This window comes from Pseudomonas sp. GL93 (assembly GCF_003408955.1).
Lineage (GTDB): Bacteria > Pseudomonadota > Gammaproteobacteria > Pseudomonadales > Pseudomonadaceae > Aquipseudomonas > Aquipseudomonas paracarnis.
Genome location: NZ_NKRF01000076.1, coordinates 62941 through 87293 on the forward strand (window position 1 = coordinate 62941; position 24353 = coordinate 87293).

The window sequence follows — 24353 nt, forward strand, 5'->3', positions numbered from 1 at the left end:
TCAGACCTTATAAATGTGTGGTTGCGCCAGCGGCAGCGTAGTTCTGGTAACTGTTCATGGTTTTTGCGATCTGCGAAATCTTGCTGGCGTAATCCGGGTCGGTTGCATAACCGGCTTTTTGCAACTCGCGTACAAACTGTTCCGGGTTGTCGGCTGATTTCACAACTTCTTTATAGCGATCATGGCTTTGCAGCAGGGTCACGAGGTCGTGGAAGCTGTCCTGGTAGGAGCTGTAGGAACGGAACTGCGCCGTTTCCTTGACCATCGCGCCATCGCGAAACTCGCTGGTGATCGCCCGGGCCTGACCGCCCTGCCAGCTCTGGCCGGCCTTGATGCCGAACAGGTTGTGGCTGCTGCTGCCGTCCTCGGCGCGCATCACCGATTTACCCCAGCCGGTTTCCAGCGCGGCTTGAGCCACCAGGTACTTGGGGTCGATACCGATACGTGCGGCGGCGGCCTTGGCCATCGGCAGCATGGTGGCGACAAATTCATCCTGGGAGCTGAAGGCTTTCTTGGCCGGCGCCAGCGGTGGCTGGGCAATGGCGCGGCCATACACCTGCATGCGCCCGCTCGGCACGGCAAAGCTACGCGCACTGCTGTTGATGACCGTGTCGTCGGCAGCGCTGTTACGCAGGGGCGCGGCTTTGGCCTCGACCGGAGCGTTCGGCACGATGCCCGCCAGCAGGCGGTCGGCCAGCTTGCTGGGCAAGGCGATACGGCGCTGGTTCATCAGTTCCATGTCGTTGGCATGGGTGCTGGCGCCCTCAGGCACAGCCACGCGATACGCCCACAAAGGCCGCTGGCCATTGGAGCGGCCTAACGGGCCTTCGGCCTGGGTACCGGCGGCAATCTCGGTCGGCACATCGACTTTCTTCACCGGCGCATCCGCCGCCGGGCCTTGCAAGGTGGCGGCCTGGGCCTCCACCGGCTTGTTCTTCTGCATCTGGCGCATCAGCACATCGGCCAGGCCGATACCACCGCCTTCGCGGGACATCGACACCGCCAGTTGCTGGTCGTACATTTCCTGGTACTGCTTGGCGGCCGGGGTGTTCAGCGGGTTGTCCTTGCCCAGGGCCTCGGTGGCCGAACGCATGGACTTGAGCATCTCGTTCAAAAACAGCGACTCGAATTCCTGCGCCACTTTGCGCAGGTTGCCTTCGCTGTTTTTGTCGGCACCGACCTTGAGCTGGTTAAGCCGGTTCAGGTCGGAGTAAGACCCCGAGTCCGCCGTGCTGCTGATACCGCTCTTGCGCATATCCATGGCCATGGCCTCAGATCACGATCAGGTCGGCTTGCAACGCGCCGGCCTGCTTCAAAGCTTCGAGGATCGCCATCAAGTCGCCGGGCGCAGCGCCCACCTGGTTCACCGCACGGACAATCTCATCCAGAGTGGTGCCGGGGCCGAACTTGAACATCGGCTTGGCTTCTTGCTGGGCATTGACGCGCGAACGCGGGACCACGGCAGTCTGGCCACCGGACAACGGCCCAGGCTGGCTGACGATCGGGTCTTCGGTGATGGTCACCGTCAGGCTGCCGTGGGTCACCGCCGCTGGCGAAACCTTGACGTTCTGGCCGATCACGATGGTGCCAGTGCGGGAGTTGATGATGACTTTGGCCACGGCCTGGCCGGGGTCCACCTCAAGGTTTTCCAGGATCGACAGGTAGTCCACACGCTGGCTTGGGTCCAAAGGCGCAGTGACGCGAACCGAGCCGCCGTCGATGGCCTGGGCCACGCCAGGGCCGAGCATGTCGTTGATCTTATCGACCACGCGCTTGGCGGTGGTGAAGTCGGAACGGTTGAGGTTCAGGGTCAGGCTGTTGCCCTGGTTGAAACCACTCGGCACGGTGCGTTCAACCGTGGCACCACCGGGGATACGCCCGGCCGACGGCACGTTGACGGTGATCTTCGAACCGTCACGGCCTTCGGCGTCAAAACCGCCGACCACCAGGTTGCCCTGGGCGATGGCGTAGACGTTACCGTCGATACCTTTGAGCGGCGTCATCAGCAAGGTGCCGCCGCGCAGGCTCTTGGAGTTACCCATGGACGAAACAGTGATGTCCACCACCTGCCCCGGCTTGGCGAACGCGGGCAGATCGGCGCTGATCGACACGGCTGCAACGTTCTTCAACTGCACGTTGCCCGAGCCTGGCGGCACCTTGATGCCGAACTGCGAAAGCATGTTGTTGAAGGTTTGCAGGGTGAACGGCGTCTGGGTGGTTTGGTCACCCGTGCCGTTGAGCCCCACGACCAGGCCATAGCCGATCAACTGGTTGGAGCGCACGCCGGAAATACTGGCGATGTCCTTCAGGCGCTCGGCCTGGGCCACAGCGCTCAAGGCCAGCAAAAGCGCCATCGCCATCAGCTGTTTGAACTTCAAAATGACCACCTAGAAAGGGAACAGCGGGCTGAGGAAGAAGCGGTCGAACCAGCCCGGCTGGCTCGCATCAGCAAACGAACCGGTGCCCGAGTAGGTAATGCGGGCATCGGCAATGCGGGTCGACGGCACGGTGTTGTCGGTGGAGATGTCATCGGCGCGGACCATGCCGGCGATGCGCACCAGCTCGTCACCGGTGTTGAGGGTCATCCACTTTTCACCACGCACGGCAATGATGCCGTTGGGCAATACATCAGCGACGGTCACGGTGATCGAACCGGTCAGGCTGTTGCCCTGCCCGGCCGCGCTCTTGCCGTTGGTGGCACGGTCGCCGCTGTAGCCGGCGTCCAGGCTCAGGTCACCACTGCCCAGCGGGTTGTTGGTGTTCAGGCCGCCGCCGAACAGCGAGGTCAGGCCGATGCTGGTCTTGCTGTTTTTGCCGATCTGCGAGTTGGCGTTCTTGCTGGCCTGGGTCTTCTCGTTCAGGGTGATGGTGATGATGTCACCGACCCGGAACGCCTTGCGGTCGCTGTACAGGTTCTGCTCGAAACCGGCCTGGTAGATCGAGCCATTGTTGGCCGCCGCCGGCAGTGGTGTGCGTGGCAACACCGGCGCGTAGTACGGGTCATTGGGCTTTGGCGTGGGGGCGACACAGCCCGCAAGCACGGCGATCCCACTCAATGCCAACACACAAACATAGCGATTCATGACCCTAACCTCACGGTGTTGCAGGCACCCTCAAGGGCGCCCCATAGACTGATTACAGATTCTGCGTAACGAACGAAAGCATCTGGTCGGCGGTGGAAATCACCTTGGAGTTCATCTCGTAGGCGCGCTGAGTGGTGATCATGTTGACCATCTCCTCAACGGTGCTGACGTTGGAGGTTTCCAGGGTGCTTTGCAGCGTGGTGCCGAAGCCGTTCAAGCCTGGGGTGCCGATTTGCGGCGCGCCACTGGAGGCGGTTTCCAGGAACAGGTTGTTGCCCATCGCCTGCAGGCCGGCCGGATTGATGAAGTCGGCGGTTTGCAGGTTGCCGATCACCTGAGACGCCGGGTTGCCAGCGACGGTGATGGACACGGTGCCGTCGTTGCCGACGGTGAAGGTCTTGGCGTCGGGCGGCACCACGACAGCAGGCTCCAGGGCGAAACCGTTGGCGGTCACGATCTGGCCGTTGGAGTCCAGGTGGAAGGTGCCGTCACGGGTGTAAGAGGTGGTGCCATCCGGCTGCAGTACCTGGAAAAAGCCCCGGCCATTGATCGCCATGTCCAGGGGCTGGCCGGTTTGCTGCAGGTTGCCGGCGCTGAAGTTTTTCTGGGTGCCGACGATCTGCACACCGGTACCCAGTTGCAGGCCCGACGGCAGTTCGCTGTCCTGGGTCGATTGGGCGCCAGGCTGCTTCTTGATCTGGTAGAGCAAGTCCTGGAACTCGGCGCGGTCACGTTTGAAGCCCGTGGTCGACACGTTTGCCAGGTTGTTGGAAATGGTCGTCAGGTTGGTGTCCTGGGCGGACAGGCCTGTTTTGGCAACCCATAGAGCCGGAAGCATGCTGTTCTCCTTCGTGCGCCGGATGGTTGGCGCTGCGTTGCAAATTAGTTAATGGGCTTGAATCAGCTCATCTGCATGACGCGCGTCATGGCCTGGTCGTCTTCTTTAGCGCTGTTCATCATCTTGATGTGCAGCTCGAACTGCTTGGCCAGCGCCAGCACCGCGGTCATTTCTTCCACGGCATTGACGTTGCTCGCCTGCAGGAAACCCGAGGTCAGCCGCACGTTCGCGTCGGCCTGGGCCGGTTGGCCATCCTTGGTGTGGATGGTGCCGTCCAGGCCCTTGGTCATGTTCTTGAGGTCAGGCTGGACCATCTTGATACGGTCCACTTCCGCCATTACCCGTGGGCCTTCGCCCATGGCACGGATGCTGATGGTGCCGTCTGAACCCACTTCGATTTTCTGCTGGGGCGGCACGGCAATCGGACCACCGTTGCCCATGATCGGCATACCGTTGCCGGCCCGCAGCACACCCAGGGCGTCCACGTTCATGCTGGCGCTGCGCACGTAGGCTTCGCCGCCATCCGGGGTTTGCACGGCCATCCAGCCGTCACCGCTGACGGCTACGTCCAGGTCGCGGCCGGTCTCGATCATCGCGCCCGGTGAAAAGTCGGTAGCCGGCCGCTCGGTCATGGCAAACGCCCGCGCCGGAAAGCTGTCACCGAACACCGGCATCGAACGCGCCTGCTCCAGGTCGCGCTGGAAACCGTTGGTGGAAATGTTCGCCAGATTGTTGGCATGGGCCTTCTGCGCCAGTGCATTCTGGCTGGCGCCGGTCATTGCCACATAAAGGTACTTGTCCACGCTCTATCCTCTTTCTGACGGACGCTTGCCGCCCACCGCTGTACTGAGGAGGCTTAAGCAATTTGCGAACCAACTTTTTGAAAGAGGAGAAAATCCAGGCTGGGCGGGGGTTTCGTGGAGGTAGCTGAAAGAGGTGATGGGAGAAACAGTCGAAAAAACGGCGGACTACTGCCGCCTGCGGCAAACACTGGCCTTCAAACCGGTAGAGATCGAAGGTGGGAGCTGGCTTGCCTGCGATAGCGATTGGGCAGGCACTGATATGCCACAGGCAAGCCCGCTCCCACAGTTTTAACTGCGATCGGCCTTGAGCACTTCGTAATCGCGCAGTTTGTTGGCAATGGTGGTGTGCGACACCCCCAGGCGCTTGCCCAACTGGCGACTGCTGGGGTGTTCGGCATACAGGCTTTCCAACACCGCTTTCTCAAAGCGCCCGACGATATCCTCCAGGCTCCCCTCCAGGGAAAAGTCACCCAGCGGCTGACGCACGCCGTAATCCGGCAACCGAATATGCTCAACCTTGACCGTGCCGCCTTCGCACAACGACACCGCCTGGAACAGCACGTTTTCCAGTTGCCGCACGTTGCCCGGCCAGTGGTAGTGGCTGAGTTTGTCCATGGCAGCTGGGGCCAGCTTGGGCAGTGGGCAACCAATCTGCCGGCTGGCCTGGTCGAGAAAGTGCTCGACCAACGGTGCGAGACCATCCAGGCATTCGCGCAACGGCGGGATATGCAACGACAGCACATTCAGCCGGTGATAAAGGTCCTGACGAAACTCACCCCGGGCGCAGAGTTCCGACAAGTCCACCTGAGTCGCGCAGATCACCCGCACATCCAGGTACACCTCTTCATCACTGCCCACCCGGCGAAAACAACCGTCCTGCAAAAAGCGCAGCAGCTTGACCTGCAAGCGCGCGCTCATTTCTCCCACACCGTCGAGAAACAAAGTACCGCCCGCCGTCAGCTCAAGCAGGCCCAATTTACCTTCCGCCCGCGCCCCTTCAAACGCGCCGGGGCCGTAGCCAAACAGTTCAGTCTCGGCCATCGACTCGGGCAACCCTGCGCAGTTGAGCGCCATCAACGGCGACTGCCCGCGCGGGCTGGCCAAGTGGCAGGCTCGGGCCAACAGCTCCTTGCCGGTGCCGGTTTCGCCTTCTATTAATAGCGGCGCATCCAGCGGCGCCATGCGCCGTGCTTCACGCACCACTGCGGCCATGACCTTGGAGCTTTGGAAGATGCTGTCGAAACCGCGCAGCTCCTGCTTACGCACGTTATAGATACGCTCACCGACACGGTCGGCACGGTGCAGGGTGAGCACGGCGCCGGCCATGGCTTCGCTGCCATCGTGCTCGGAGGATTGCAGGGGCGCGATATCCGCCAGAAATACGTCGCCCTTGACCTTGACCCGCAGGCCATTGATTCGCGACTTGCTGGCGCGCACCAGTTCCGGCAGATCGAAATCCTCGGCGTAACGCGACAGGGGGATCCCCGGCACTTCATCTACCCGCACCCCAAGCAACTGCGCCGCCGCCCGGTTGGCGGCCACGATGGAGCCGCCCATATCAATGGACAGCACCGGGAATTCCAGGGCGCCGAGCAATGCATTGAGTTCCATATGCCGCCGCTCGCTGGGCATCAGCCCTACCCGCTTGACCCCGAACACCCCGGCAATCGCCTCGAACTGCGGGCGCAGCGCCTGGAATTGCATGTTCACCAGGTTGGGACAGAACAGGTAGATAGCATTGCCATGCTCACCGCCGACTTCGCCCTTGGCGACGTTGACGCCGTACTCCACCAGCAGGTTGAGGATGTCCCGCAGGATGCCGATGCGGTTCTGGCAGTGCACTTTGATACGCATGGAAAAACTCTAATAGGGAGTAGGCGCCGCGTCTTTTTGTCGCTGGGCGCAGATAGTCGTCAAGATTATGTGACAGTACGGCAGCTATTCCCAGCCCATAGCTGCGACAAACGAGCCTATCGTAACGAATTCTTTACGAATATCGGTAATTTTTCCTACATGCATTCGCTAAAGGCTGATGGAATCCTGCGCCTATCCGGTTATCAATAGGTGCATCCCAGGACATAACAAGAACGAATGCCTAGCAGGAGAGCCGTATGAAGCAGACGCACTACGTGGCCCGCGAGCCCGATGCGCAAGGTTTTATCCACTACCCGCCAGAAGAACATGCGGTGTGGAACACCCTGATCACTCGCCAATTGAAAGTGATTGAGGGCCGCGCCTGCCAGGAATACTTGGACGGTATCGACAAGCTCGGCCTGCCCCTGGACCGCATTCCCCAACTGGGCGAGATCAACAAGGTGCTGGCCGACACCACCGGCTGGCAAGTCGCCCGCGTGCCGGCGCTGATTCCCTTCCAGACCTTTTTTGAATTGCTGGCCAGCAAGCAGTTTCCGGTGGCGACCTTTATTCGCACCCGTGAAGAACTGGACTACCTGCAAGAGCCGGATATTTTTCACGAAATCTTTGGCCACTGCCCACTGCTGACCAACCCCTGGTTCGCTGAATTCACCCACACCTACGGCAAACTCGGCCTGGCGGCCACCAAGGAACAACGGGTGTACCTGGCGCGCCTGTACTGGATGACCATCGAGTTCGGCCTGGTGGACACGCCTCAGGGCCGGCGTATCTACGGTGGCGGCATTCTGTCGTCGCCTAAAGAAAGTGTGTATTGCCTGTCGGACGAGCCCGAGCACCAGGCCTTCGACCCGCTGGAAGCGATGCGCACGCCCTATCGCATCGACATCCTGCAACCTTTGTATTTCGTATTGCCCGAGCTCAAGCGCCTGTTCGACGTGGCGCAGGAAGACATCATGGGCATGGTCGAGCGCGGTATGCAGCTGGGTCTGCACGCCCCGAAATTTCCGCCCAAACCCAAAGCCGCGTGAACCTTGCGTTTTAAGGCCAGGTGAGTCTGTTCCCTGGCCCCGCGTTGCTTTAGGGTAACGCCACTGACCTTCAATCATTCGAATTCAGGACACCTTCCATGACCACCTTGAACCAAGCCCACTGCGAAGCCTGCCGCGCCGATGCCCCGCAAGTCAGCGATGAAGAACTGCCGGTACTGATCAAGCAGATCCCTGACTGGAACATCGAAGTGCGCGACGGCGTAATGCAGCTGGAAAAGGTTTTCCTGTTCAAGAACTTCAAATTCGCCCTGGCCTTCACCAACGCGATGGGTGAAATCTCCGAAGCCGAAGGCCATCACCCAGGCCTGCTCACCGAGTGGGGCAAAGTCACCGTGACCTGGTGGAGCCACTCCATCAAGGGCCTGCACCGTAACGACTTCATCATGGCCGCGCGCACCGACGAAGTGGCCAAGACTGCCGAGGGCCGCAAGTAATGCATTTCGATGCCATCGACCGCGTGCCTGGCGACCCAATCCTCGGGCTGATGGACCTGTATACCCAGGACGCCAACCCGAACAAGTTCGACCTGGGCGTAGGTGTCTATAAGGACGACCAGGGCCTGACGCCGATTCCCCACTCGGTGAAGCTGGCGGAACAGCGCCTGGTCGAGACCCAAGTGACCAAGACCTATATCGGTGGCCATGGCGATGCGGCCTTTGGCAGCCTGATCAGCGAACTGGTGCTCGGCGCCGACTCGGCCTTGCTGCGTGACCGCCGCGCTGGCGCCACGCAAACCCCAGGCGGCACCGGCGCCCTGCGCTTGAGTGCCGACTTTATCGCCCACAGCCTGCCGGGCCGTGGCGTGTGGCTGAGCAACCCGACCTGGCCGATTCACGAAACCATTTTTGCCAAAGCCGGGCTCAAGGTCAGTCATTACCCTTACGTGGGCAGTGACAACCGCCTGGATGTGGCGGCGATGCTGGCAACCCTGTCCAGCGTGCCCAAGGGCGACGTGGTATTGCTGCACGCGTGCTGCCATAACCCGACCGGCTTTGACCTGTCCCAGGATGACTGGCGCCAGGTCTTGCAGATCGTGCGTGAACGCCAGTTGCTGCCGCTGATCGACTTCGCCTATCAGGGCTTTGGCGATGGCCTGGAGCAGGACGCCTGGGCGGTGCGCCTGTTTGCCGCCGAGTTGCCGGAAGTGCTGATCACCAGTTCCTGCTCGAAGAACTTCGGCCTGTATCGGGATCGTGTAGGTGCATTGATTGTGTGTGCGGCGGATGCTGAAAAGCTCACCGATGTACGCAGCCAACTGGCGAATATCGCGCGCAACCTGTGGTCGACGCCGCCGGATCACGGTGCAGCCGTGGTGGCGACCATCCTCGGTGATGCACAGCTGAAAAAGCAGTGGAGCGAGGAAGTCGAGGCTATGCGTTCGCGGATCGCCCAGTTGCGCGCAGGGTTGGTGGAAGCGCTTGCGCCCCATGGCCTGGCCGAGAAATTCGCACATATCGGCGCGCAGCGCGGGATGTTTTCCTATACCGGCTTGAGTGCCGAGCAGGTCAAGCAACTGCGCGAGAAGCACAGCGTGTATATGGTCAGTTCGGGGCGGGCTAACGTGGCCGGGGTTGATGCAACGCGCTTGACGTTGCTGGCTCAAGCCATTGCTGACGTCTCCAACTGAACGCCTTCTGTAGGAGCGAGCTTGCTCGCTCCTACAAAAAGCCTTTAGCCAGCAACCATTTCGGCCTTTAGCAGTGCCTCTTTGGCCTGCGCATCCGCCAACCGATACAACTCGATATGCCCATCCCAGTGCTCGATCAAGGCCGTGCACGACTCCACCCAATCCCCGCAGTTGAGGTAATCCACCTCGCCCACCTTGCGAATCTCGGCATGGTGAATGTGCCCGCACACCACGCCGTGCAATTCCCGCTTGGTCACTTCGTGGGCGATCGCCTCTTCGAAATCGCTGATAAAACTCACCGCCGTCTTGACCTTGTGCTTCAGGTACGCCGACAACGACCAGTAGCCGTAGCCATACCGTGCTCGCCAGTGGTTCAGCCACCGGTTCAGCGTCAGGGTGAATTCGTAGGCCGAGTCGCCGAGGAAGGCGAGCCAGCGGTGATAGCGCGTGATCACATCAAACTGGTCGCCATGAATCACCAGCAAGTGGCGGCCATCGGCAGTGACGTGCACAGCCTCATCGACCAATTGGATATTGCCCAGGATCAGCTTGGAATAGCGACGCAGGAACTCGTCATGGTTGCCCGTGACATAGATCACCTCGGTGCCACGCTTGGCCATGGTCAGCAAGCGGCGGATCACGTTGGTGTGGGCCTGGGGCCAATACATGCCGCCGCGCATTTTCCAACCGTCGATGATGTCACCGACCAGGTAGACCTTGTCGGCGTGATAGCCCTTGAGAAAGTGCGATAGATGTTCGGCCTGGCAATCCCGAGTGCCCAGGTGCACGTCGGAAATCCACAGGGTTCGCACCCGTTGCTTGCGGCTGGGCTTGGTGAACTCGGCACGGGTCATGGGCATCCCTCGACGCTGTTTTGGCGAGCTTGCGCCTTGGCGATTAATAGCCCATGACAAGCGTGCGTCAGTCTGATGACAGCGCCCGCTGCCCGCCAAGCGTTGTAGACTGACGGCTTGCCGCCCTGGAGACCGCGATGAGCCCGACTCTCACGCTACGCCACTACCTCGAAGCGCCCATTGCCCACAGCCATGACCATGCACAGTTGGTATTCGGCCTGTCCGGGCATCTGGACCTGGAAGTCGATGGTCGTGGCAGCCAGGGGCGCGAAAGCAGCGTGATGGTGCTGCCCTTCTGCGCCCATCACGCCTGTATCAGCCGCGATGGCAGCCGCTGCCTGGTGCTGGATGTGCCGACGGAAAACTGGATGGTGCAATCCTTGGGCGAACATGCCGATGCCAGCCGCCGCTTGCTCGACCAACCCACGCGCCTGGCGTTGGATGCCCGGCAACACCAACTGGTGCAGTGGCTGGCACAGAGCCCGGTGCACGATCCGCTGATTGTCCAGCAAGGCGCCGTGCTGTTACTGGCCAGCCTCAACCATCCTCAGGCCCAACCGCTGCCGGGCCGGCGTCTGCCTTATGCCGCGTTCAATGCCCATATCGAACGCCATGCGGCGCGCCCGTTACAGGTGGCCGACCTGGCACGGATTGCCGAGTTGTCAGTGCCGCGTCTGCATGCACGGTTTATGGCTGAGTGCGGGCAGACGCCGATGGACTATCTACGCGGTCGTCGCCTGCACATGGCGCTCAGGCTGTTACGCGAAACCTCCCTGCCCATCGGCGAGATTGCCGAGCGCGTAGGCTACGCCTCGCAAAGCGCATTTTGCGCGGCCATGCTACGGGCGTTTGGCGCCTCGCCCGGGGCATTGCGTCGGGAGGGCTAGCAAGAGTCTTGCGCTAAAAATCACCCCGTCCGCGACAGACGCACACCCGCCAACCCTCTAGACTGCGAGGCTGTCACCCCCTGTTGGATCAAGGATCGCAATGACTCCCCGCTCAGCCCTTGGCGCCCTGCATATCGGCGCATTGATGTTTGGCCTTACCGGCGTGTTCGGCAAACTCGCAGCCGCCTCCCCCGCCATCATCGTGTTTGGCCGGGCGGCGTTTGCCGTGCTGGCGCTGGCGGTATTCGCCCGCTTTGCCAGCAACGCTCCCTGGAAAAAACTGGAGATGCGTGACTGGCGCCGCCTGCTGGTCAGCGGCGTCTTGCTGGCCGCCCATTGGGTGACGTTCTTTATCGCCGTCAAAGTCGCCGGCGTGGCCGTGGCGACCTTGGGGTTCACCGCCTTTCCGGCCTTTACCGTGATCCTTGAAGGGCTGATCTTCCGCGAGCGCATTCGCGCCAATGAAGTGCTGCTGGTGGTGCTGGTCACCGTTGGCCTGGTGCTTGTGACCCCGGATTTCAATCTCGCCAGCGAGGCCACGGGCGGCCTGCTGTGGGGCATCGCCTCGGGGCTGTTGTTCTCGTTGTTGTCGCTGAACAATCGCGCCAGTTCCGGGCGCATTCCAGCGGTACAGGCCGCGCTGTGCCAGAACGTCGTTGTTGCCGCCTGCCTGCTGCCCGTGGCCGCGCCGGGGCTGGCAGATGTGCGTGCAATCGACTGGCTGTGGATCGGGCTGCTGGGGGTGTTTTGTACCGGCCTGGCCCACAGCCTGTTTGTCGCCAGCCTCGCCGTGATCAAGGCACGCACCGCCTCGGTGGTGTTTGCCATGGAACCGGTCTACGGCATCACCGTGGCCTGGCTGTTGTTTGCCGAAACCCCGACCTTGCGCATGCTGCTGGGCGGCGCCTTGATCATCGTCGCCATTGTGCTCTCCGGCCTGATGGGCAGCGCCAGCCAGGCCAAGCAACCGGTGGCAACGGCCTGATCTATACTTTAAACGTCCGCAACAGTCAGTAGTCGTTCTACGGATAAAGACTCCTCGACGACAGCCTTGGCGTTTTCTGAAGTTGCTGCAAGCGAGTGGTCACCTCTCAATGCGATGCAGGAGACTTCATCATGGAAATGCTTATCAGCTTGCTGGTCCAGATCATCAGCGGTGCCGTCGGCGGCAACATCGCTGGCATGACCAAACAAGGCCTGGGGACCGGACTCAATACTTTCCTCGGCGGGGTCGGTGGCCTCGTGCTGGGCCAGGTTGTCGCCGCACTGACAGGCACCACCAGCGGCGAAGCGCTGGATGTGGCCGCGGTTGGCAGCAATATTGTCGGCGGTGGTGTCGGCGGGGTGGGGCTGGCGGGGGGGGTCGGGTTTATCAAGCAGAAACTCGCCGCCAAATAGCGAGAGGGGGCACCGTCCCCCAGTGGCGGTGACCTTCATTGCGTACGATCGTTATGGCCCAGGTCGCGCTCGGGATCAATCTGGTCGCGCACTCGCTGCTTGAGCACCTTGGCCTCGGGAAAACCGCCATCGGCCTTGCGCTCCCAAATCTGCACGCCATCACAGGTAATGCGAAACGCGCCGCCGGTGGCCGGTTCCAACGCCACGCGCCCCAGGTCATCGGCAAAGGTGCTGAGTAACTCCTGGGCCAGCCACGCGGCGCGCAGCAACCACTGGCACTGTGTGCAATAAGTGATAACGATCTCGGGTTTGCATGCAGACATCATTAAGCGGCTCCTGGCGTAACAGGCTCAGCGAATCGGGTGGCTATAATAGCGGCCTTTGTCGCCCAGCCACGAGATTGATGATGCGCCGCCTGCTGTCTTGCCTGTTCCTGTGCCTTGTCCCCCTACTTGCCGACGCGGTAGAAGCCCCCCGCCCAAAAATCGGCCTAGTGCTGTCCGGCGGCGCCGCCCGTGGCCTGGCGCATATCGGCGTGCTCAAGGCGCTCGAAGAGCAAGGTATTCATATCGATGCGATTGCCGGCACCAGTATGGGTGCGGTGATTGGCGGGTTGTACGCGTCGGGCTACAAAATTGACGAGCTGGAGAAGTTGGCGCTGGGTATCGACTGGCAGCAGGCCCTGTCCGACGCACCACCGCGTGAAGACGTACCGTTTCGGCGCAAACAGGATGACCGGGATTTCCTGGTCAAACAAAAACTCAGTTTCCGCGACGATGGCAGCCTCGGCCTGCCGCTGGGTGTGATCCAGGGCCAGAACCTGGCGCTGCTGCTGGAGAGCATGTTCGCCCACAGCAGCAACACGCGTAACTTCGACAAGCTGCCGATCCCCTTCCGTGCCGTGGCCACCGACATCACCACCGGCGAAAAAGTGGTGTTCAGCAAGGGCCACCTGCCCCAGGTGATACGCGCCAGCATGTCGATCCCCGCGGTGTTCGCCCCCGTGGAGCTGGATGGGCGCCTGCTGGTGGACGGCGGCATGACCGACAATATCCCTCTGGACGTGGCGCGGGAGATGGGCGTCGATATCGCTATCGTGGTCGACATAGGCACCCCGCTGCGCTCACGCAAACAACTGGCCACCGTGGTGGACGTGCTCAACCAGTCCATCACCCTGATGACCCGGCGTAACTCCGAGGAACAACTCAAGGCCCTGTACCCCAAGGATGTGTTGACCCACCCGCCGCTGGCCGCTTATGGCGTCACCGATTTCGGCCGCGCCAAGGACATGATCGATGCCGGCTACCGCGCCACCCGTGCCCTCGACGTACGCCTGGCACACCTGCGCCCTGCCGAACCCATCGACGCCGACCTGATAGCCGCGCGCACGCCGGGCGAACGCACCCCGGTGATCACCGCGATCCAGGTGGAGAACGACTCCAAGGTCAGCGACGACGTCATCCGCTACTACATCCGCCAGGGGCTGGGAGAACCGTTGAACCTGGGCCGCCTGCAATCAGACATGGGCACCCTGTACGGCCTGGACTACTTCGAGCAGGTGCAATACCGCGTAGTGAAAAAGGGCCAGGACAACACCCTGGTGATCAGCGCACGTGGCAAGCGCAGCGGCACCGACTACCTGCGCCTGGGCTTGAACCTGTCGGACGACATGCGCGGCGACAGCGCCTTCAACCTCGGCGCCAGTTACCGTGTGAACGGCATCAACCGCCTCGGCGCGGAATGGCTCACACGGGTGCAAATTGGTGATCGGCAGGAGCTCTATAGCGAGTTCTACCAACCCATGGACACCGGCTCACGCTACTTTGTGGCCCCCTACATCAGGGCCGAGGCGCAGAACGTCGAGCTGATCCTGGACAACGACCCCATCTCCGAATACCGCCTGGAACGCTATGGCTTTGGTTTGAACGTAGGCCGGCAGATCGGCAACAGCGGCGAGATCCGCTTTGGCGTGGGCGAAGCCTGGGGCAAAGCAGACGTGCGCATTGGCGACCGCGACCTGCCGAGCGTGAGCTTCAGCGAAGGCTTTTATGAACTCAAATATTCCTTCGACTCCCTGGACAACGTGTACTTCCCCCACAGCGGCGAAGACATCGGCCTGGCCTTTCGCGAGTTCGAGCCCGGCCTGGGCTCCGACCAGCGCTACCGCCAGTGGGAATTCAAGCTGGACAAGGCCATGAGCCACGGCCCGGACACCTTGATACTGGGCGGCCGCTATGGACGCACCCTGGATAATTCGGATGTGGTGATTTCCAGCTTCCTGCTGGGGGGCGCACGGCAATTGTCGGGCTTCCGCCAAGATGCGATTTCGGGGCAGAACATCAGCCTGATGCGCGCGGTGTATTTCCGCAGGCTCACCCCACGCTCTTACCTGCCGCTGGACTTCCCGTTGTACCTGGGTGCATCCCTGGAACGGGGCCGGGCGTGGAACAACGATAACGAGTTCGACAGCGGCTATATCAACGCCGCGAGTATTTTCCTGGGGTTTGATACACCCTTGGGGCCGCTGAATTTCAGCTATGGGTTCAATGATGATAATCAGAAAGCGGTGTACTTGAACCTGGGCCAGACCTTCTAGGCAAGCCAAACCCAAATGTGGGAGAGGGATTGCCAAGGATTTTTTGTAGGAGCGAGCTTGCTCGCGAAAAACCCACAGACGCTGCGTTTATTCAGGAAGCCCGCGTTATCGTTGACGTTTTTCGCGAGCAAGCTCGCTCCTACATTTTGCAGATCAGGACTTTTCCAGGTTCGCCAGGATGTGCTCATGCACCCGCATGCACACTCGCAGGTCTTCCTCATTCACGCCCACGAACAATTCATGGCGCAACGCCGTGGCGATGGTTTCGATCTGGTCGATCAGCGGTTGGGCGGTATCGCACAGCAGGATACGTTTGGCGCGGCGGTCTTCCACCACGGCTTGGCGTTGCACCAGGCCCTGGCCTTCCAGGCTATCGAGCAGACGGGCCAGGGTGGGCCCTTCCACGCCGACACTTTGGGCCAATTCACGCTGGGGGGGTGCTTCGACAAAACGAGCCAGGTGCAACAGCACCAGCCAGCGCGCCTGGGACAAGCCCAGCCCCGCCAGGCGGCGGTCCAGTTCGGCGCGCCAACCTCGGGACATTTGCGCTAACTGCATGCCAAAACGGTGTTGATCGGTTAACGGCATAAAAAACTCGTGTTTAAGACTGAAAATAAAGTATGGCTAATTATTAGTCAGCTAAGCATGAGCCCTGCCCGTAGGCAAGGCCCGCTATGTACTGATTCGTTACATTGTCGTAATTGGCACACTAAATTTCGAATTCCGACTGCAAAGCAGCACGCACGCAGTACAAAACGCCTTCCGGAACACGCCCGGTAAACATCGGCGCAATCTCCGTCACAGCTGGCAATTCGCCTTCTCCATCGAGAAAAGCGTCCTGGATTTCACCGAGCAAATCCTCAGGCAAATCAAGGGCCTGTTCCAGGGACAATTGCTGCTTGCCGATGGCTTCGGCGAGCAAGGTGTACACGTTTTTTTCCGAGCATTGCAGCTGGCCGGCGATCTGGATCGGGGTCATGCCGGCGCGGGCCAGGCTGATCAGTTCGTGGCGAATATCGGCGATTTCCTTCGGCGCGTCGGCCTGGCCGCCGAGCACTTCCAGGAAGGCCTGGCCGTAGCGCTCCAGTTTGCGTGCGCCCACACCGCTGACCCGGGCCATCTCGGCCATGGTGGTGGGCTGCTCGCGGAGCATCTCCAGCAAGGTGGAGTCGGGGAAGATAACGTAGGGTGGCACGCTGTGCTCCTGCGCCAGTTTGCGCCGCAGGGTGCGCAACGCTTCCCATTGTTCGCGCTCTTCACCCCGTACGAGCTGGCTGGCCTGGCTGGTGCTGCTGCTTTTGGCGGTGGTCTGCGGCTTGAGGTCACGGCGCAGTTCCAGGCTCACTTCGCCCTTGAGCAAGGGCCGGCAACTGTCATTCAGGCGCAGCCCGCCGTAGCCTTCTATATCGATGTCGACAAGCCCACGGGCAACCATCTGGCGAAACAGCGAACGCCACTCACCTTCGGCGCGAGCTTTGCCGACACCGTACACCGAGAGTTTCTCGTGGCCGAAGCTGCGGATTTTTTCGTTGTCCTTGCCCAGCAGGACATCCACCAGATGGCCCACGCCATAACGCTGGCCGGTGCGATAGATCGTCGACAACGCCTGGCGCGCCGGCTCGGTAGCGTCCCAGGTTTGCACGCCGTCGATGCAGTTATCGCAGTGGCCGCAGGGTTCAGGCATGTCTTCGTCGAAATACGCCAGCAGGGTCTGGCGGCGGCAGCGAGTCTCTTCGCACAACGAGAGCATGGCGTCGAGCTTGTGCTGTTCCAGGCGTTTGTGGCGCTCGTCGCCCTCGGAGTTCTGCAGCATCTGTTTGAGCATCACCACGTCTTGCAGGCCGTAGACCATCCAGGCATCCGCCGGCAGGCCATCGCGGCCGGCACGCCCGGTTTCCTGGTAATAGGCCTCAAGGGACTTGGGCAGGTCCATGTGCGCCACGAAACGCACGTTGGATTTGTCGATGCCCATGCCGAAGGCAATGGTCGCCACCATGATCAGGCCTTCCTCGTTCAGGAAGCGTTTTTGGTGCGCTGATCGCGTTTCATTGGGCAGGCCGGCATGGTAAGGCAGTGCCGGGTAGCCTTGTTCACAGAGGAACGCGGCGACCTCGTCGACTTTCTTGCGCGACAGGCAATACACGATGCCGGCGTCACTGCGCCGCTCGGAGAGGAACGCCAGCAACTGTTTGCGCGGCTGCTCCTTGGGCACGATGCGGTAGAAAATATTGGGCCGGTCAAAACTCGACAGGAAGCGCTCGGCGTTCTGCAAATGCAGGCGCTCGACGATCTCTTCGCGGGTACGCTTGTCGGCGGTGGCGGTAAGCGCGATACGCGGCACATCGGGAAACAGTTCGGCCAATTGGCCAAGCTGCAGGTATTCGCGCCGGAAATCGTGACCCCACTGCGACACACAGTGCGCTTCGTCAATGGCGAACAGGGCGATTTCCAGGCTCTGCAAAAAAGCTAGCATGCGTGGTTGCACCAGGCGCTCCGGCGCCAGGTAAAGCATTTTCACCTCGCCACGCTTGATGCGTGCGGCCAGGTCGCGCTGCTGCTCGGCGCTGAGAGTGGAGTTCAACGACGCGGCGGCGACACCGAGTTCTTCAAGGGTGGCGACCTGATCGTCCATCAACGCAATCAGCGGCGACACCACCACGGCCAGGCCATTGCGCAACAACGCCGGCACCTGAAAGCACAGCGACTTGCCGCCACCGGTAGGCATCAGCACCAGGGCATCGCCGCCACTGGCCACGCGCTCAATGATCGCACCCTGGCGGCCACGAAAACTGTCGTAGCCGAAGATGTCCTTGAGGACGCGTTGAGCCTGCTCGAGCATGTAAAACTCCAAAATGGTGCCGAAATCCCTCTATACAGGCTGGCCGAAAAAATCCGCGTTCACGAAAAATAATCCGTAAGCGAAGTTTTCCCGGATTGGCGCTGGGCCTGCAGGGGCATCACAAAACGCGGCAGTATACCCGAGCGTTATCCACCAAAGGGCGCGACTGACGAATAGACGCACCACGCTAAAACCGGGCAAATATGCCGTGCGGCTGGCCTGGGCGCTCAAGAAAGCCTAGAATTCAGCATCGTTTATTCCCAAGGTAGCCCTTCAATGCCCTCCGCTGAGCAACTAACCCGCCTGCAAGCCTTCCTCGACGCCGATGAGCTGCATGACGAGGCGCTGGACTACGTGGCCGCCCACGGCTACCTGACCGCCCTGTCGATCTGCTCCGACCCCGTCCCGGACCGTGAATGGATCGACGCGCTGTTCGCTGAAGAGCCTCACTACAGCGACGACGCCCAGCGCGCAGAAATCGAATCCACCCTGCTCGCCCTTAAGGCCCACATCGCACGCCAACTGGCCTCCGACGAAGAGTTCGAGCTGCCGTGCGAGCTGGACCTGGGCGACGATCCGGATGACTCCGACCTGCGCGGCTGGTGCATCGGCTTCATGGAAGGCGTGTTCCTGCGCGAAGCCGCCTGGTTCGAAACCGCCGAAGAAGAAGTCAGCGAAATGCTGCTGCCGATCATGGTCGGTTCGGGCCTGTTCGAAGAGGAAGCAGAGTTCTCCGACATCGCCGCCGACGCCAACCTGATGGACGACATGATCGTGCAGATCCCGGAAGCCCTGACCGCGCTGTACCTGCTGTGCAACGCGCCTGACGAAAAACCGGCGATCCTCAAGCCACGTCACCACTGAGTCGCTTGCCCGTGGAACCCATGGGCAACCGTCCACTGCTCCTGCGCTATGCGCTGCTGGCCATCGGTTGGCTAAGCGTTGCGCTGGGAGTCATCGGTATTTTCCTGCCGGTATTGCCAACCACACCCTTTTTGCTACTCGCCGCCGCCTGCTTCGCTCGCAGCTCCCCGCGCTTCTACCACTGGCTGGTGGAACACCCGCGCCTGGGGCCCTGGGTGCGCGATTACCTGGACGGCAATGGCATCCCGCTCAAAGGCAAGGTTTACGCCATTGGCTTGATGTGGTTGAGCATCTCGATCTCCTGCTATCTGGTGCCGCTGCCGTGGGCACGGGGCTTTATGCTGACCAGTGCGGTGCTGGTGACGATCTACATCTTGCGTCAGAAAACCCTGCCGCCACGCTGAGCGCCGCCTGCGACATTCGATCCCACACGACCTTGGTCGACACTGACTAACACCAGGCATCATGCGAGACTGTCCAACCGGGCCTGGAATGCCCGGGTGTTCTTATGCTCGGAGTTACCATGACGCTGTCCAGCGGGCTGATCGCCGCCGTTGCCCTGGCCTATATGGCCACCATGTTTGCCATCGCCTTTTACGGTGACCGCCGCCATGCGCCGCTGCCGCCGCGCGTGCGTGCCTGGGTGTATAGCCTGTCGCTGGCGGTGTACTGCACCAGTTGGACCTTCTTCGGCGCCGTAGGCCAAGCGGCCGAACAACTGTGGGCGTTCTTGCCGATCTACCTGGGACCTGTGCTGTTGCTGGTACTGGCACCCTGGGTGCTGCAGAAGATGATCCTGATCAGCAAGCAGGAAAACATCACCTCCATCGCCGACTTTATCGCCGCCCGCTACGGCAAGTCCCAGTCCCTGGCGGTGGTGGTGGCGCTGATTTGCCTGGTCGGCGTGCTGCCCTATATCGCGCTGCAGCTCAAAGGTATCGTGCTGGGTGTGAACCTGCTGATCGGCGCCGGCCCCGACACCACCGGCACCCGCGCCCAGGACACGGCCTTGATTGTGTCGCTGGTATTGGCGCTGTTTACCATCGTGTTCGGTACACGCAACCTCGATGCCACCGAACACCACCGCGGTATGGTGTTGGCGATTGCCTTTGAGTCGCTGGTCAAGCTGTTCGCTTTTCTCGCCGTCGGTGCGTTTGTCACCTACGGCTTGTACGACGGTTTCGGCGACCTGTTCAGCCAGGCCATGCTCGCCCCGCGCCTGGAGGAGTACTGGAAAGAGACCATCAACTGGCCATCGATGGTGGTACAGACCGGCGTCGCCATGATGGCGATCATCTGCCTGCCACGACAATTTCATGTGACGGTGGTGGAGAACATCGACCCCCAGGATTTGCGCCTGGCCAAGTGGGTATTCCCGGCTTATTTGATTCTCGCGGCACTCTTCGTGGTGCCCATCGCCCTGGGTGGCAAGATGCTGCTGCCCAGCTCGGTGCTGCCGGACTCCTATGTGATCAGCCTGCCAATGGCCGAGGCCCATCCTGCCCTCGCCGTGCTGGCATTCATTGGCGGTGCGTCGGCGGCCACTGGCATGGTGATCGTGGCGAGCATCGCCTTGTCGACCATGGTCTCCAACGACATGCTGCTGCCCTGGCTATTGCGGCGTTCCAGCGCCGAGCGGCCATTCGAAGTCTTCCGTCACTGGATGCTGTCGGTACGCCGGGTGAGCATTGTGATCATCCTGCTACTGGCGTACGTGAGCTACCGCTTGCTGGGCTCTACCGCCAGCCTGGCGACCATCGGCCAGATCGCCTTTGCCGCTGTGACCCAGCTGGCCCCGGCGATGCTCGGCGCACTCTATTGGAAGCAGGCCAACCGACGTGGCGTGTTTGCCGGCTTGGCCGCCGGTACCTTCCTGTGGTTCTACACCTTGGTGCTGCCGGTGACGGCCAAAAGCCTGGGCTGGTCGCTCAACCTTTTCCCCGGCCTGACCTGGATGCACTCCCACCCGTTCGGGCTGTCGGTGACATCGCTGACCTTGGGCACCGTGTTCTCTCTGGCAGGTAACTTCACCCTCTTCGTGTGGGTGTCGATGCTGTCGCGCACACGGGTTTCCGAACACTGGCAGGCAGGCCGTTTTATCGGCCAGGAAATCAGCCAGCGCGCGAGTGCGCGCTCCATGCTGTCGGTGCAGATCAGCGACCTGCTCAGCCTGGCGGCACGCTTCGTCGGGGAAGAACGGGCCCAGCAGAGTTTTATTCGCTTCGCCTATCGCCAGGGCAAAGGCTTCAACCCCAACCAGAATGCCGATAACGATTGGATCGCCCACACCGAACGCTTGCTGGCGGGCGTACTCGGCGCCTCCTCGACGCGGGCGGTGGTGAAAGCGGCAATCGAAGGGCGGGAAATGCAGCTGGAGGACGTGGTCCGTATCGCCGACGAAGCCTCGGAAGTGCTGCAGTTCAACCGCGCCCTGCTGCAAGGCGCCATCGAGAACATCACCCAGGGCATCAGCGTGGTGGACCAGTCGCTCAAGCTGGTGGCCTGGAACCGGCGCTACCTGGAACTGTTCAACTACCCGGACGACTTGATCAGCGTGGGCCGGCCAATTGCAGACATCATTCGCTACAACGCCGAGCGCGGCCTGTGTGGCCCCGGTGAAGCGCAAGTGCACGTGGCGCGTCGCCTGCACTGGATGCGCCAGGGGCGTGCGCACACCTCCGAGCGCCTGTTCCCTAATGGCCGGGTGATCGAGTTGATCGGCAACCCGATGCCCGGCGGCGGGTTTGTCATGAGCTTCACCGACATCACCGCGTTCCGCGAAGCCGAACAAGCGCTGACCGAGGCCAACGAGGGCCTTGAGCAGCGGGTGACCGAGCGCACCCATGAACTGTCGCAACTGAACGTGGCCCTCACCGACGCCAAGGGCGTGGCGGAATCCGCCAGCCAGTCGAAGACGCGGTTCCTGGCGGCCGTGAGCCATGACCTGATGCAGCCGCTGAACGCTGCGCGACTGTTTTCCGCCGCCCTCTCCCACCAGGCCGATGGCCTGTCCGGCGAGGCACGGCAGTTGGTGCAGCATCTGGACAGCTCACTGCGCTCGGCTGAAGACTTGATCAGTGATTTGCTGGATATTTCACGCCTGGAAAACGGCAAGATCAATCCACAACGCCAGCCCTTTGTCCTTAACGAGTTGTTCGACACCCTGGGCGCAGAATTCAAGGCGTTGGCCCAGGAGCAACACTTGCGCTTTCGCTGGCGCGGCAGCCGTTTGCGAGTGGACAGCGACATCAAGCTGCTGCGGCGGATTTTGCAGAACTTTCTGACCAATGCCTTCCGTTATGCCGACGGCCCGGTACTGCTAGGCGTACGTCGCCGCAAGGGCGAACTCTGCCTGGAGGTCTGGGACCGCGGCCCTGGCATTGCGCCGGATAAACAAAAGGTGATCTTCGAAGAGTTCAAGCGCCTGGACAGCCACCAGACCCGTGCCGAAAAAGGCCTGGGCCTGGGCCTGGCGATTGCCGACGGCCTGTGCCGCGTACTGCGCCATCGCCTGAGCGTACGCTCCTGGCCCGGCAAAGGCAGCGTCTTCAGCGTGTGCGTGCCGCTGGCCCGCAACCAGGCCAGCGTGCAACCCAAGGCGCCCACAGAAACCGGCCTGCCCTTGAGTGGCGCACGGGTGCTGTGCGTGGATAACGAAGACAGCATCCTGATCGGTATGCGCAGCCTGCTCACGCGCTGGGGCTGTGAAGTCTGGACGGCCGCCAACCAGGCCGAATGCGCGGCACTGCTGGCCGACGGTATCCGCCCGCAACTGGCGTTGGTGGATTACCACCTGGACCACGGCGAAACCGGTACCGAGTTGATGGGCTGGCTGCGTGCGCAACTGGCCGAGCCGATTCCAGGCGTGGTGATCAGCGCCGATGGCCGTCCGGAGATGGTGGCCGAGGTGCATGGGGCAGGGTTGGATTACTTGGCCAAGCCGGTGAAGCCGGCGGCGTTGCGGGCGCTGTTGAGCAGGCATTTGCCCCTATAACGAGGCCGTATTCGATCTATTTGTGGGAGCGGGCTTGCTCGCGAAAGCGGTATTTCAGTTTTAGATGCGCTGACTGACACGATGACTTCGCGAGCAAGCCCGCTCCCACAATTTAGGCCCCTATTTATTCCGGGAGATGCGCCACGCCATCCGAATCGGTCATCGCCCGCTCCAGCAGATCCGCCGGCAAGCTCTTACTGGCGCGGGCACCCAGCAACCTTAGTTGCTCGGTACGGCTGACCAGGTTCCCACGCCCATCCGTCAGCTTGTTGCGCGCCGCGCTGTAGGCCTTGTCCAACTGTTGCAGCCGGTTGCCCACTTCGTCCAGGTCCTGGATAAACAGCACGAACTTGTCATACAGCCAACCGGCACGCTCGGCAATTTCCCGTGCGTTCTGGCTCTGGCGCTCCTGCTTCCACAGGCTGTCGATCACGCGCAGGGTGGCGAGCAAAGTCGTGGGGCTGACGATTACGATATGGCGGTCGAAGGCTTCCTGGAACAGGTTGGGCTCGGCCTGCAATGCCGCAGAAAAGGCAGCCTCGATCGGTACGAACAGCAGCACGAAATCCAGGCTGTGCAACCCCTCCAGGCGCTTGTAGTCCTTGCCGGCCAAGCCTTTGACATGATTGCGCAGGGACAGCACGTGTTGCTTCAAGGCGGCCTGGCCAATCACCTCGTCATCCGTCGCGACGTACTGTTGATAGGCGGTCAAGCTGACCTTGGAGTCGACCACCACCTGCTTGTCACCCGGCAACATGATCAGCACGTCGGGCTGGAAACGCTCGCCATCCGGGCCTTTGAGGCTGACCTGGGTCTGGTACTCACGGCCCTTCTCCAGGCCCGCGTGCTCCAGCACCCGCTCAAGAATCAGCTCACCCCAGTTGCCCTGGGTTTTCTGACCCTTGAGGGCGCGGGTCAGGTTGGTAGCTTCGTCCGACAGACGCAGGTTCAATTGCTGCAGGCGCTCAAGCTCTTTGGCCAGGGAAAAACGCTCACGGGCTTCGTTCTGATAGCTTTCTTCGACACGCTTTTCGAAGGACTGAATACGCTCCTTGAGTGGGTCCAGAAGTTGGCCCAGGCGTTCCTGACTGGTTTCGGCAAAGCGTTGCTCACGCTCGTCGAAGATCTTGCCGGCCAGCTCGGCAAATTGCGCGCGCAGCTCGTCCCGTGAGCCTTGCAGGTCAGTGAGGCGTTGCTGATGACTCTCTTGCTGCTCGCGCAATTCGGCGCTCAGGGCAGCGGCCAAGGCGTCGAGACGACGCAGTTCGGTTTCCTTGGCGCTGCGGTCGAGGTTCCAGGCGTGCGCGGCATCGCGGGCGTTATCGCGGTCGATCTGCAACAGCTCGACTTCACGACGCAGCGCCGCCAGGTCGGCTTGCTTGGTGGCATTGGCCTGGCTCAGGTCGCTGATCTCATCGCGGCTGGCGTCCAGTTGGGCGGCGAGCCCTTCCTGGGCCAGTTGCGCGGTTGCCAGGCGTTCTTCCAGCAGCTCCCAGCCGGTGGTGCGTGCGGTCAGGCGCCGCTGGAGTTGCCAGCACAGCGCCAGCAGCGGCACGGCTGCGCCCACAAGACCTAAGGCAATACTGGTCCAGTCAAACACCATAGCCATTTCTGCCATCACCGAAAAAGATCAAGGGTAACCAAGC

21 protein-coding genes are annotated in these 24353 nt (G+C 61.5%); 10 read left to right on the plus strand and 11 right to left on the minus strand.

Annotated features, from left to right (window positions below; translation table 11 throughout):
• Nucleotides 1-7: 7 nt before the first annotated feature.
• The 6 genes from flgJ to CER19_RS15015 all read right to left on the minus strand — a co-directional run bounded on the left by flgJ (nucleotide 8) and on the right by CER19_RS15015 (nucleotide 6578).
• Nucleotides 8-1267, minus strand: coding sequence for a flagellar assembly peptidoglycan hydrolase FlgJ (gene flgJ, locus CER19_RS14990; RefSeq protein ID WP_116666973.1), 1260 nt, complete (start codon nucleotides 1265-1267; stop codon nucleotides 8-10).
• Between the two features lie 4 nt (nucleotides 1268-1271).
• Nucleotides 1272-2381 (minus strand): flagellar basal body P-ring protein FlgI, encoded by a 1110-nt coding sequence (locus tag CER19_RS14995; RefSeq protein WP_161793221.1) that lies wholly within the window; start codon nucleotides 2379-2381, stop codon nucleotides 1272-1274.
• 6 nt (nucleotides 2382-2387) lie between these two features.
• Nucleotides 2388-3083, minus strand: coding sequence for a flagellar basal body L-ring protein FlgH (gene flgH / locus CER19_RS15000; RefSeq protein ID WP_014719364.1), 696 nt, complete (start codon nucleotides 3081-3083; stop codon nucleotides 2388-2390).
• A gap of 52 nt (nucleotides 3084-3135) precedes the next feature.
• Nucleotides 3136-3921: a flagellar basal-body rod protein FlgG gene (gene flgG, locus CER19_RS15005; protein ID WP_003192986.1), complete on the minus strand. Its 786-nt coding sequence runs from the start codon at nucleotides 3919-3921 to the stop codon at nucleotides 3136-3138.
• Between the two features lie 62 nt (nucleotides 3922-3983).
• The gene (locus tag CER19_RS15010) at nucleotides 3984-4724 is read right to left on the minus strand and encodes a flagellar basal body rod protein FlgF (protein ID WP_003192988.1); all 741 of its coding nucleotides are present in this window, start codon (nucleotides 4722-4724) and stop codon (nucleotides 3984-3986) included.
• 288 nt (nucleotides 4725-5012) lie between these two features.
• Nucleotides 5013-6578, minus strand: a complete 1566-nt coding sequence (locus tag CER19_RS15015) for a sigma-54-dependent transcriptional regulator (protein WP_116666974.1) — start codon at nucleotides 6576-6578, stop codon at nucleotides 5013-5015.
• A 257-nt stretch (nucleotides 6579-6835) separates the two neighbouring features.
• Here CER19_RS15015 and phhA point away from each other — a divergent pair, with 257 nt between their 5' ends.
• From phhA to CER19_RS15030, 3 genes are all read left to right on the plus strand, one after another.
• The gene (gene phhA / locus CER19_RS15020) at nucleotides 6836-7627 is read left to right on the plus strand and encodes a phenylalanine 4-monooxygenase (protein ID WP_003192992.1); all 792 of its coding nucleotides are present in this window, start codon (nucleotides 6836-6838) and stop codon (nucleotides 7625-7627) included.
• Between the two features lie 98 nt (nucleotides 7628-7725).
• Entirely contained in the window at nucleotides 7726-8082 is a 357-nt protein-coding gene (locus CER19_RS15025) for a 4a-hydroxytetrahydrobiopterin dehydratase (RefSeq protein ID WP_003192995.1), read from the plus strand.
• Complete coding sequence (locus tag CER19_RS15030) at nucleotides 8082-9275, plus strand: amino acid aminotransferase (protein WP_116666975.1); 1194 nt, start codon at nucleotides 8082-8084, stop codon at nucleotides 9273-9275. The genes CER19_RS15025 and CER19_RS15030 overlap by 1 nt, the downstream gene beginning before the upstream one ends.
• Before the next feature lie 44 nt (nucleotides 9276-9319).
• Here the strand turns inward: CER19_RS15030 and CER19_RS15035 are convergent, their stop codons facing one another.
• Nucleotides 9320-10129, minus strand: a complete 810-nt coding sequence (locus tag CER19_RS15035) for a UDP-2,3-diacylglucosamine diphosphatase (RefSeq protein WP_003192999.1) — start codon at nucleotides 10127-10129, stop codon at nucleotides 9320-9322.
• Nucleotides 10130-10266: 137 nt separating this feature from the next.
• On the opposite strand from CER19_RS15035, the gene CER19_RS15040 reads away from it, so the two are divergent.
• From CER19_RS15040 to CER19_RS15050, 3 genes are all read left to right on the plus strand, one after another.
• Nucleotides 10267-11016 carry an AraC family transcriptional regulator gene (locus CER19_RS15040; RefSeq protein ID WP_116666976.1) on the plus strand — a complete coding sequence of 250 codons (750 nt, stop codon included), beginning with the start codon at nucleotides 10267-10269 and terminating at the stop codon, nucleotides 11014-11016.
• A 100-nt stretch (nucleotides 11017-11116) separates the two neighbouring features.
• Complete coding sequence (locus CER19_RS15045) at nucleotides 11117-12001, plus strand: DMT family transporter (protein WP_116666977.1); 885 nt, start codon at nucleotides 11117-11119, stop codon at nucleotides 11999-12001.
• 131 nt (nucleotides 12002-12132) lie between these two features.
• Entirely contained in the window at nucleotides 12133-12414 is a 282-nt protein-coding gene (locus tag CER19_RS15050; RefSeq protein ID WP_116666978.1) for a hypothetical protein, read from the plus strand.
• Nucleotides 12415-12449: 35 nt separating this feature from the next.
• Here the strand turns inward: CER19_RS15050 and CER19_RS15055 are convergent, their stop codons facing one another.
• Nucleotides 12450-12737 (minus strand): SelT/SelW/SelH family protein, encoded by a 288-nt coding sequence (locus CER19_RS15055; RefSeq protein ID WP_073527233.1) that lies wholly within the window; start codon nucleotides 12735-12737, stop codon nucleotides 12450-12452.
• A gap of 83 nt (nucleotides 12738-12820) precedes the next feature.
• On the opposite strand from CER19_RS15055, the gene CER19_RS15060 reads away from it, so the two are divergent.
• Nucleotides 12821-15010, plus strand: a complete 2190-nt coding sequence (locus CER19_RS15060) for a patatin-like phospholipase family protein (protein ID WP_116666979.1) — start codon at nucleotides 12821-12823, stop codon at nucleotides 15008-15010.
• 153 nt (nucleotides 15011-15163) lie between these two features.
• On the opposite strand, the gene CER19_RS15065 is transcribed toward CER19_RS15060, so the two are convergent.
• On the minus strand, nucleotides 15164-15598 hold the full coding sequence (locus CER19_RS15065; RefSeq protein WP_116666980.1) for a MarR family transcriptional regulator: 435 nt from the start codon (nucleotides 15596-15598) through the stop codon (nucleotides 15164-15166).
• A gap of 121 nt (nucleotides 15599-15719) precedes the next feature.
• Nucleotides 15720-17849, minus strand: coding sequence for a DNA helicase RecQ (recQ, locus tag CER19_RS15070; protein WP_116666981.1), 2130 nt, complete (start codon nucleotides 17847-17849; stop codon nucleotides 15720-15722).
• Nucleotides 17850-18125: 276 nt separating this feature from the next.
• On the opposite strand from recQ, the gene CER19_RS15075 reads away from it, so the two are divergent.
• The 3 genes from CER19_RS15075 to CER19_RS15085 all read left to right on the plus strand — a co-directional run bounded on the left by CER19_RS15075 (nucleotide 18126) and on the right by CER19_RS15085 (nucleotide 22707).
• Nucleotides 18126-18713, plus strand: coding sequence for a YecA family protein (locus tag CER19_RS15075; protein ID WP_116666982.1), 588 nt, complete (start codon nucleotides 18126-18128; stop codon nucleotides 18711-18713).
• A 20-nt stretch (nucleotides 18714-18733) separates the two neighbouring features.
• On the plus strand, nucleotides 18734-19117 hold the full coding sequence (locus CER19_RS15080) for a YbaN family protein (RefSeq protein ID WP_019818414.1): 384 nt from the start codon (nucleotides 18734-18736) through the stop codon (nucleotides 19115-19117).
• A gap of 119 nt (nucleotides 19118-19236) precedes the next feature.
• A complete protein-coding gene (locus tag CER19_RS15085) occupies nucleotides 19237-22707 on the plus strand; it encodes a PAS domain-containing hybrid sensor histidine kinase/response regulator (RefSeq protein WP_116666983.1) in 3471 nt (1156 codons plus the stop codon).
• Nucleotides 22708-22831: 124 nt separating this feature from the next.
• Here the strand turns inward: CER19_RS15085 and rmuC are convergent, their stop codons facing one another.
• Nucleotides 22832-24196 carry a DNA recombination protein RmuC gene (gene rmuC, locus CER19_RS15090; RefSeq protein WP_165861638.1) on the minus strand — a complete coding sequence of 455 codons (1365 nt, stop codon included), beginning with the start codon at nucleotides 24194-24196 and terminating at the stop codon, nucleotides 22832-22834.
• Nucleotides 24197-24353: the final 157 nt, after the last annotated feature.

Bases quoted from the DNA above. Each gene is read 5' to 3' on its own strand.
- flgJ (WP_116666973.1), bottom strand. From the start codon at position 1,267: ATGGCCATGGATATGCGCAAGAGCGGTATCAGCAGCACGGCGGACTCG.
- CER19_RS15080 (WP_019818414.1), top strand. From the start codon at position 18,734: ATGGGCAACCGTCCACTGCTCCTGCGCTATGCGCTGCTGGCCATCGGT.
- flgH (WP_014719364.1), bottom strand. From the start codon at position 3,083: ATGAATCGCTATGTTTGTGTGTTGGCATTGAGTGGGATCGCCGTGCTT.
- CER19_RS15055 (WP_073527233.1), bottom strand. From the start codon at position 12,737: ATGTCTGCATGCAAACCCGAGATCGTTATCACTTATTGCACACAGTGC.
- CER19_RS15045 (WP_116666977.1), top strand. From the start codon at position 11,117: ATGACTCCCCGCTCAGCCCTTGGCGCCCTGCATATCGGCGCATTGATG.
- phhA (WP_003192992.1), top strand. From the start codon at position 6,836: ATGAAGCAGACGCACTACGTGGCCCGCGAGCCCGATGCGCAAGGTTTT.
- CER19_RS15025 (WP_003192995.1), top strand. From the start codon at position 7,726: ATGACCACCTTGAACCAAGCCCACTGCGAAGCCTGCCGCGCCGATGCC.
- CER19_RS15015 (WP_116666974.1), bottom strand. From the start codon at position 6,578: ATGCGTATCAAAGTGCACTGCCAGAACCGCATCGGCATCCTGCGGGAC.
- recQ (WP_116666981.1), bottom strand. From the start codon at position 17,849: ATGCTCGAGCAGGCTCAACGCGTCCTCAAGGACATCTTCGGCTACGAC.
- CER19_RS15060 (WP_116666979.1), top strand. From the start codon at position 12,821: ATGCGCCGCCTGCTGTCTTGCCTGTTCCTGTGCCTTGTCCCCCTACTT.
- CER19_RS15075 (WP_116666982.1), top strand. From the start codon at position 18,126: ATGCCCTCCGCTGAGCAACTAACCCGCCTGCAAGCCTTCCTCGACGCC.
- flgG (WP_003192986.1), bottom strand. From the start codon at position 3,921: ATGCTTCCGGCTCTATGGGTTGCCAAAACAGGCCTGTCCGCCCAGGAC.
- CER19_RS15040 (WP_116666976.1), top strand. From the start codon at position 10,267: ATGAGCCCGACTCTCACGCTACGCCACTACCTCGAAGCGCCCATTGCC.
- CER19_RS15035 (WP_003192999.1), bottom strand. From the start codon at position 10,129: ATGACCCGTGCCGAGTTCACCAAGCCCAGCCGCAAGCAACGGGTGCGA.
- CER19_RS15085 (WP_116666983.1), top strand. From the start codon at position 19,237: ATGACGCTGTCCAGCGGGCTGATCGCCGCCGTTGCCCTGGCCTATATG.
- CER19_RS15050 (WP_116666978.1), top strand. From the start codon at position 12,133: ATGGAAATGCTTATCAGCTTGCTGGTCCAGATCATCAGCGGTGCCGTC.
- CER19_RS15030 (WP_116666975.1), top strand. From the start codon at position 8,082: ATGCATTTCGATGCCATCGACCGCGTGCCTGGCGACCCAATCCTCGGG.
- CER19_RS15065 (WP_116666980.1), bottom strand. From the start codon at position 15,598: ATGCCGTTAACCGATCAACACCGTTTTGGCATGCAGTTAGCGCAAATG.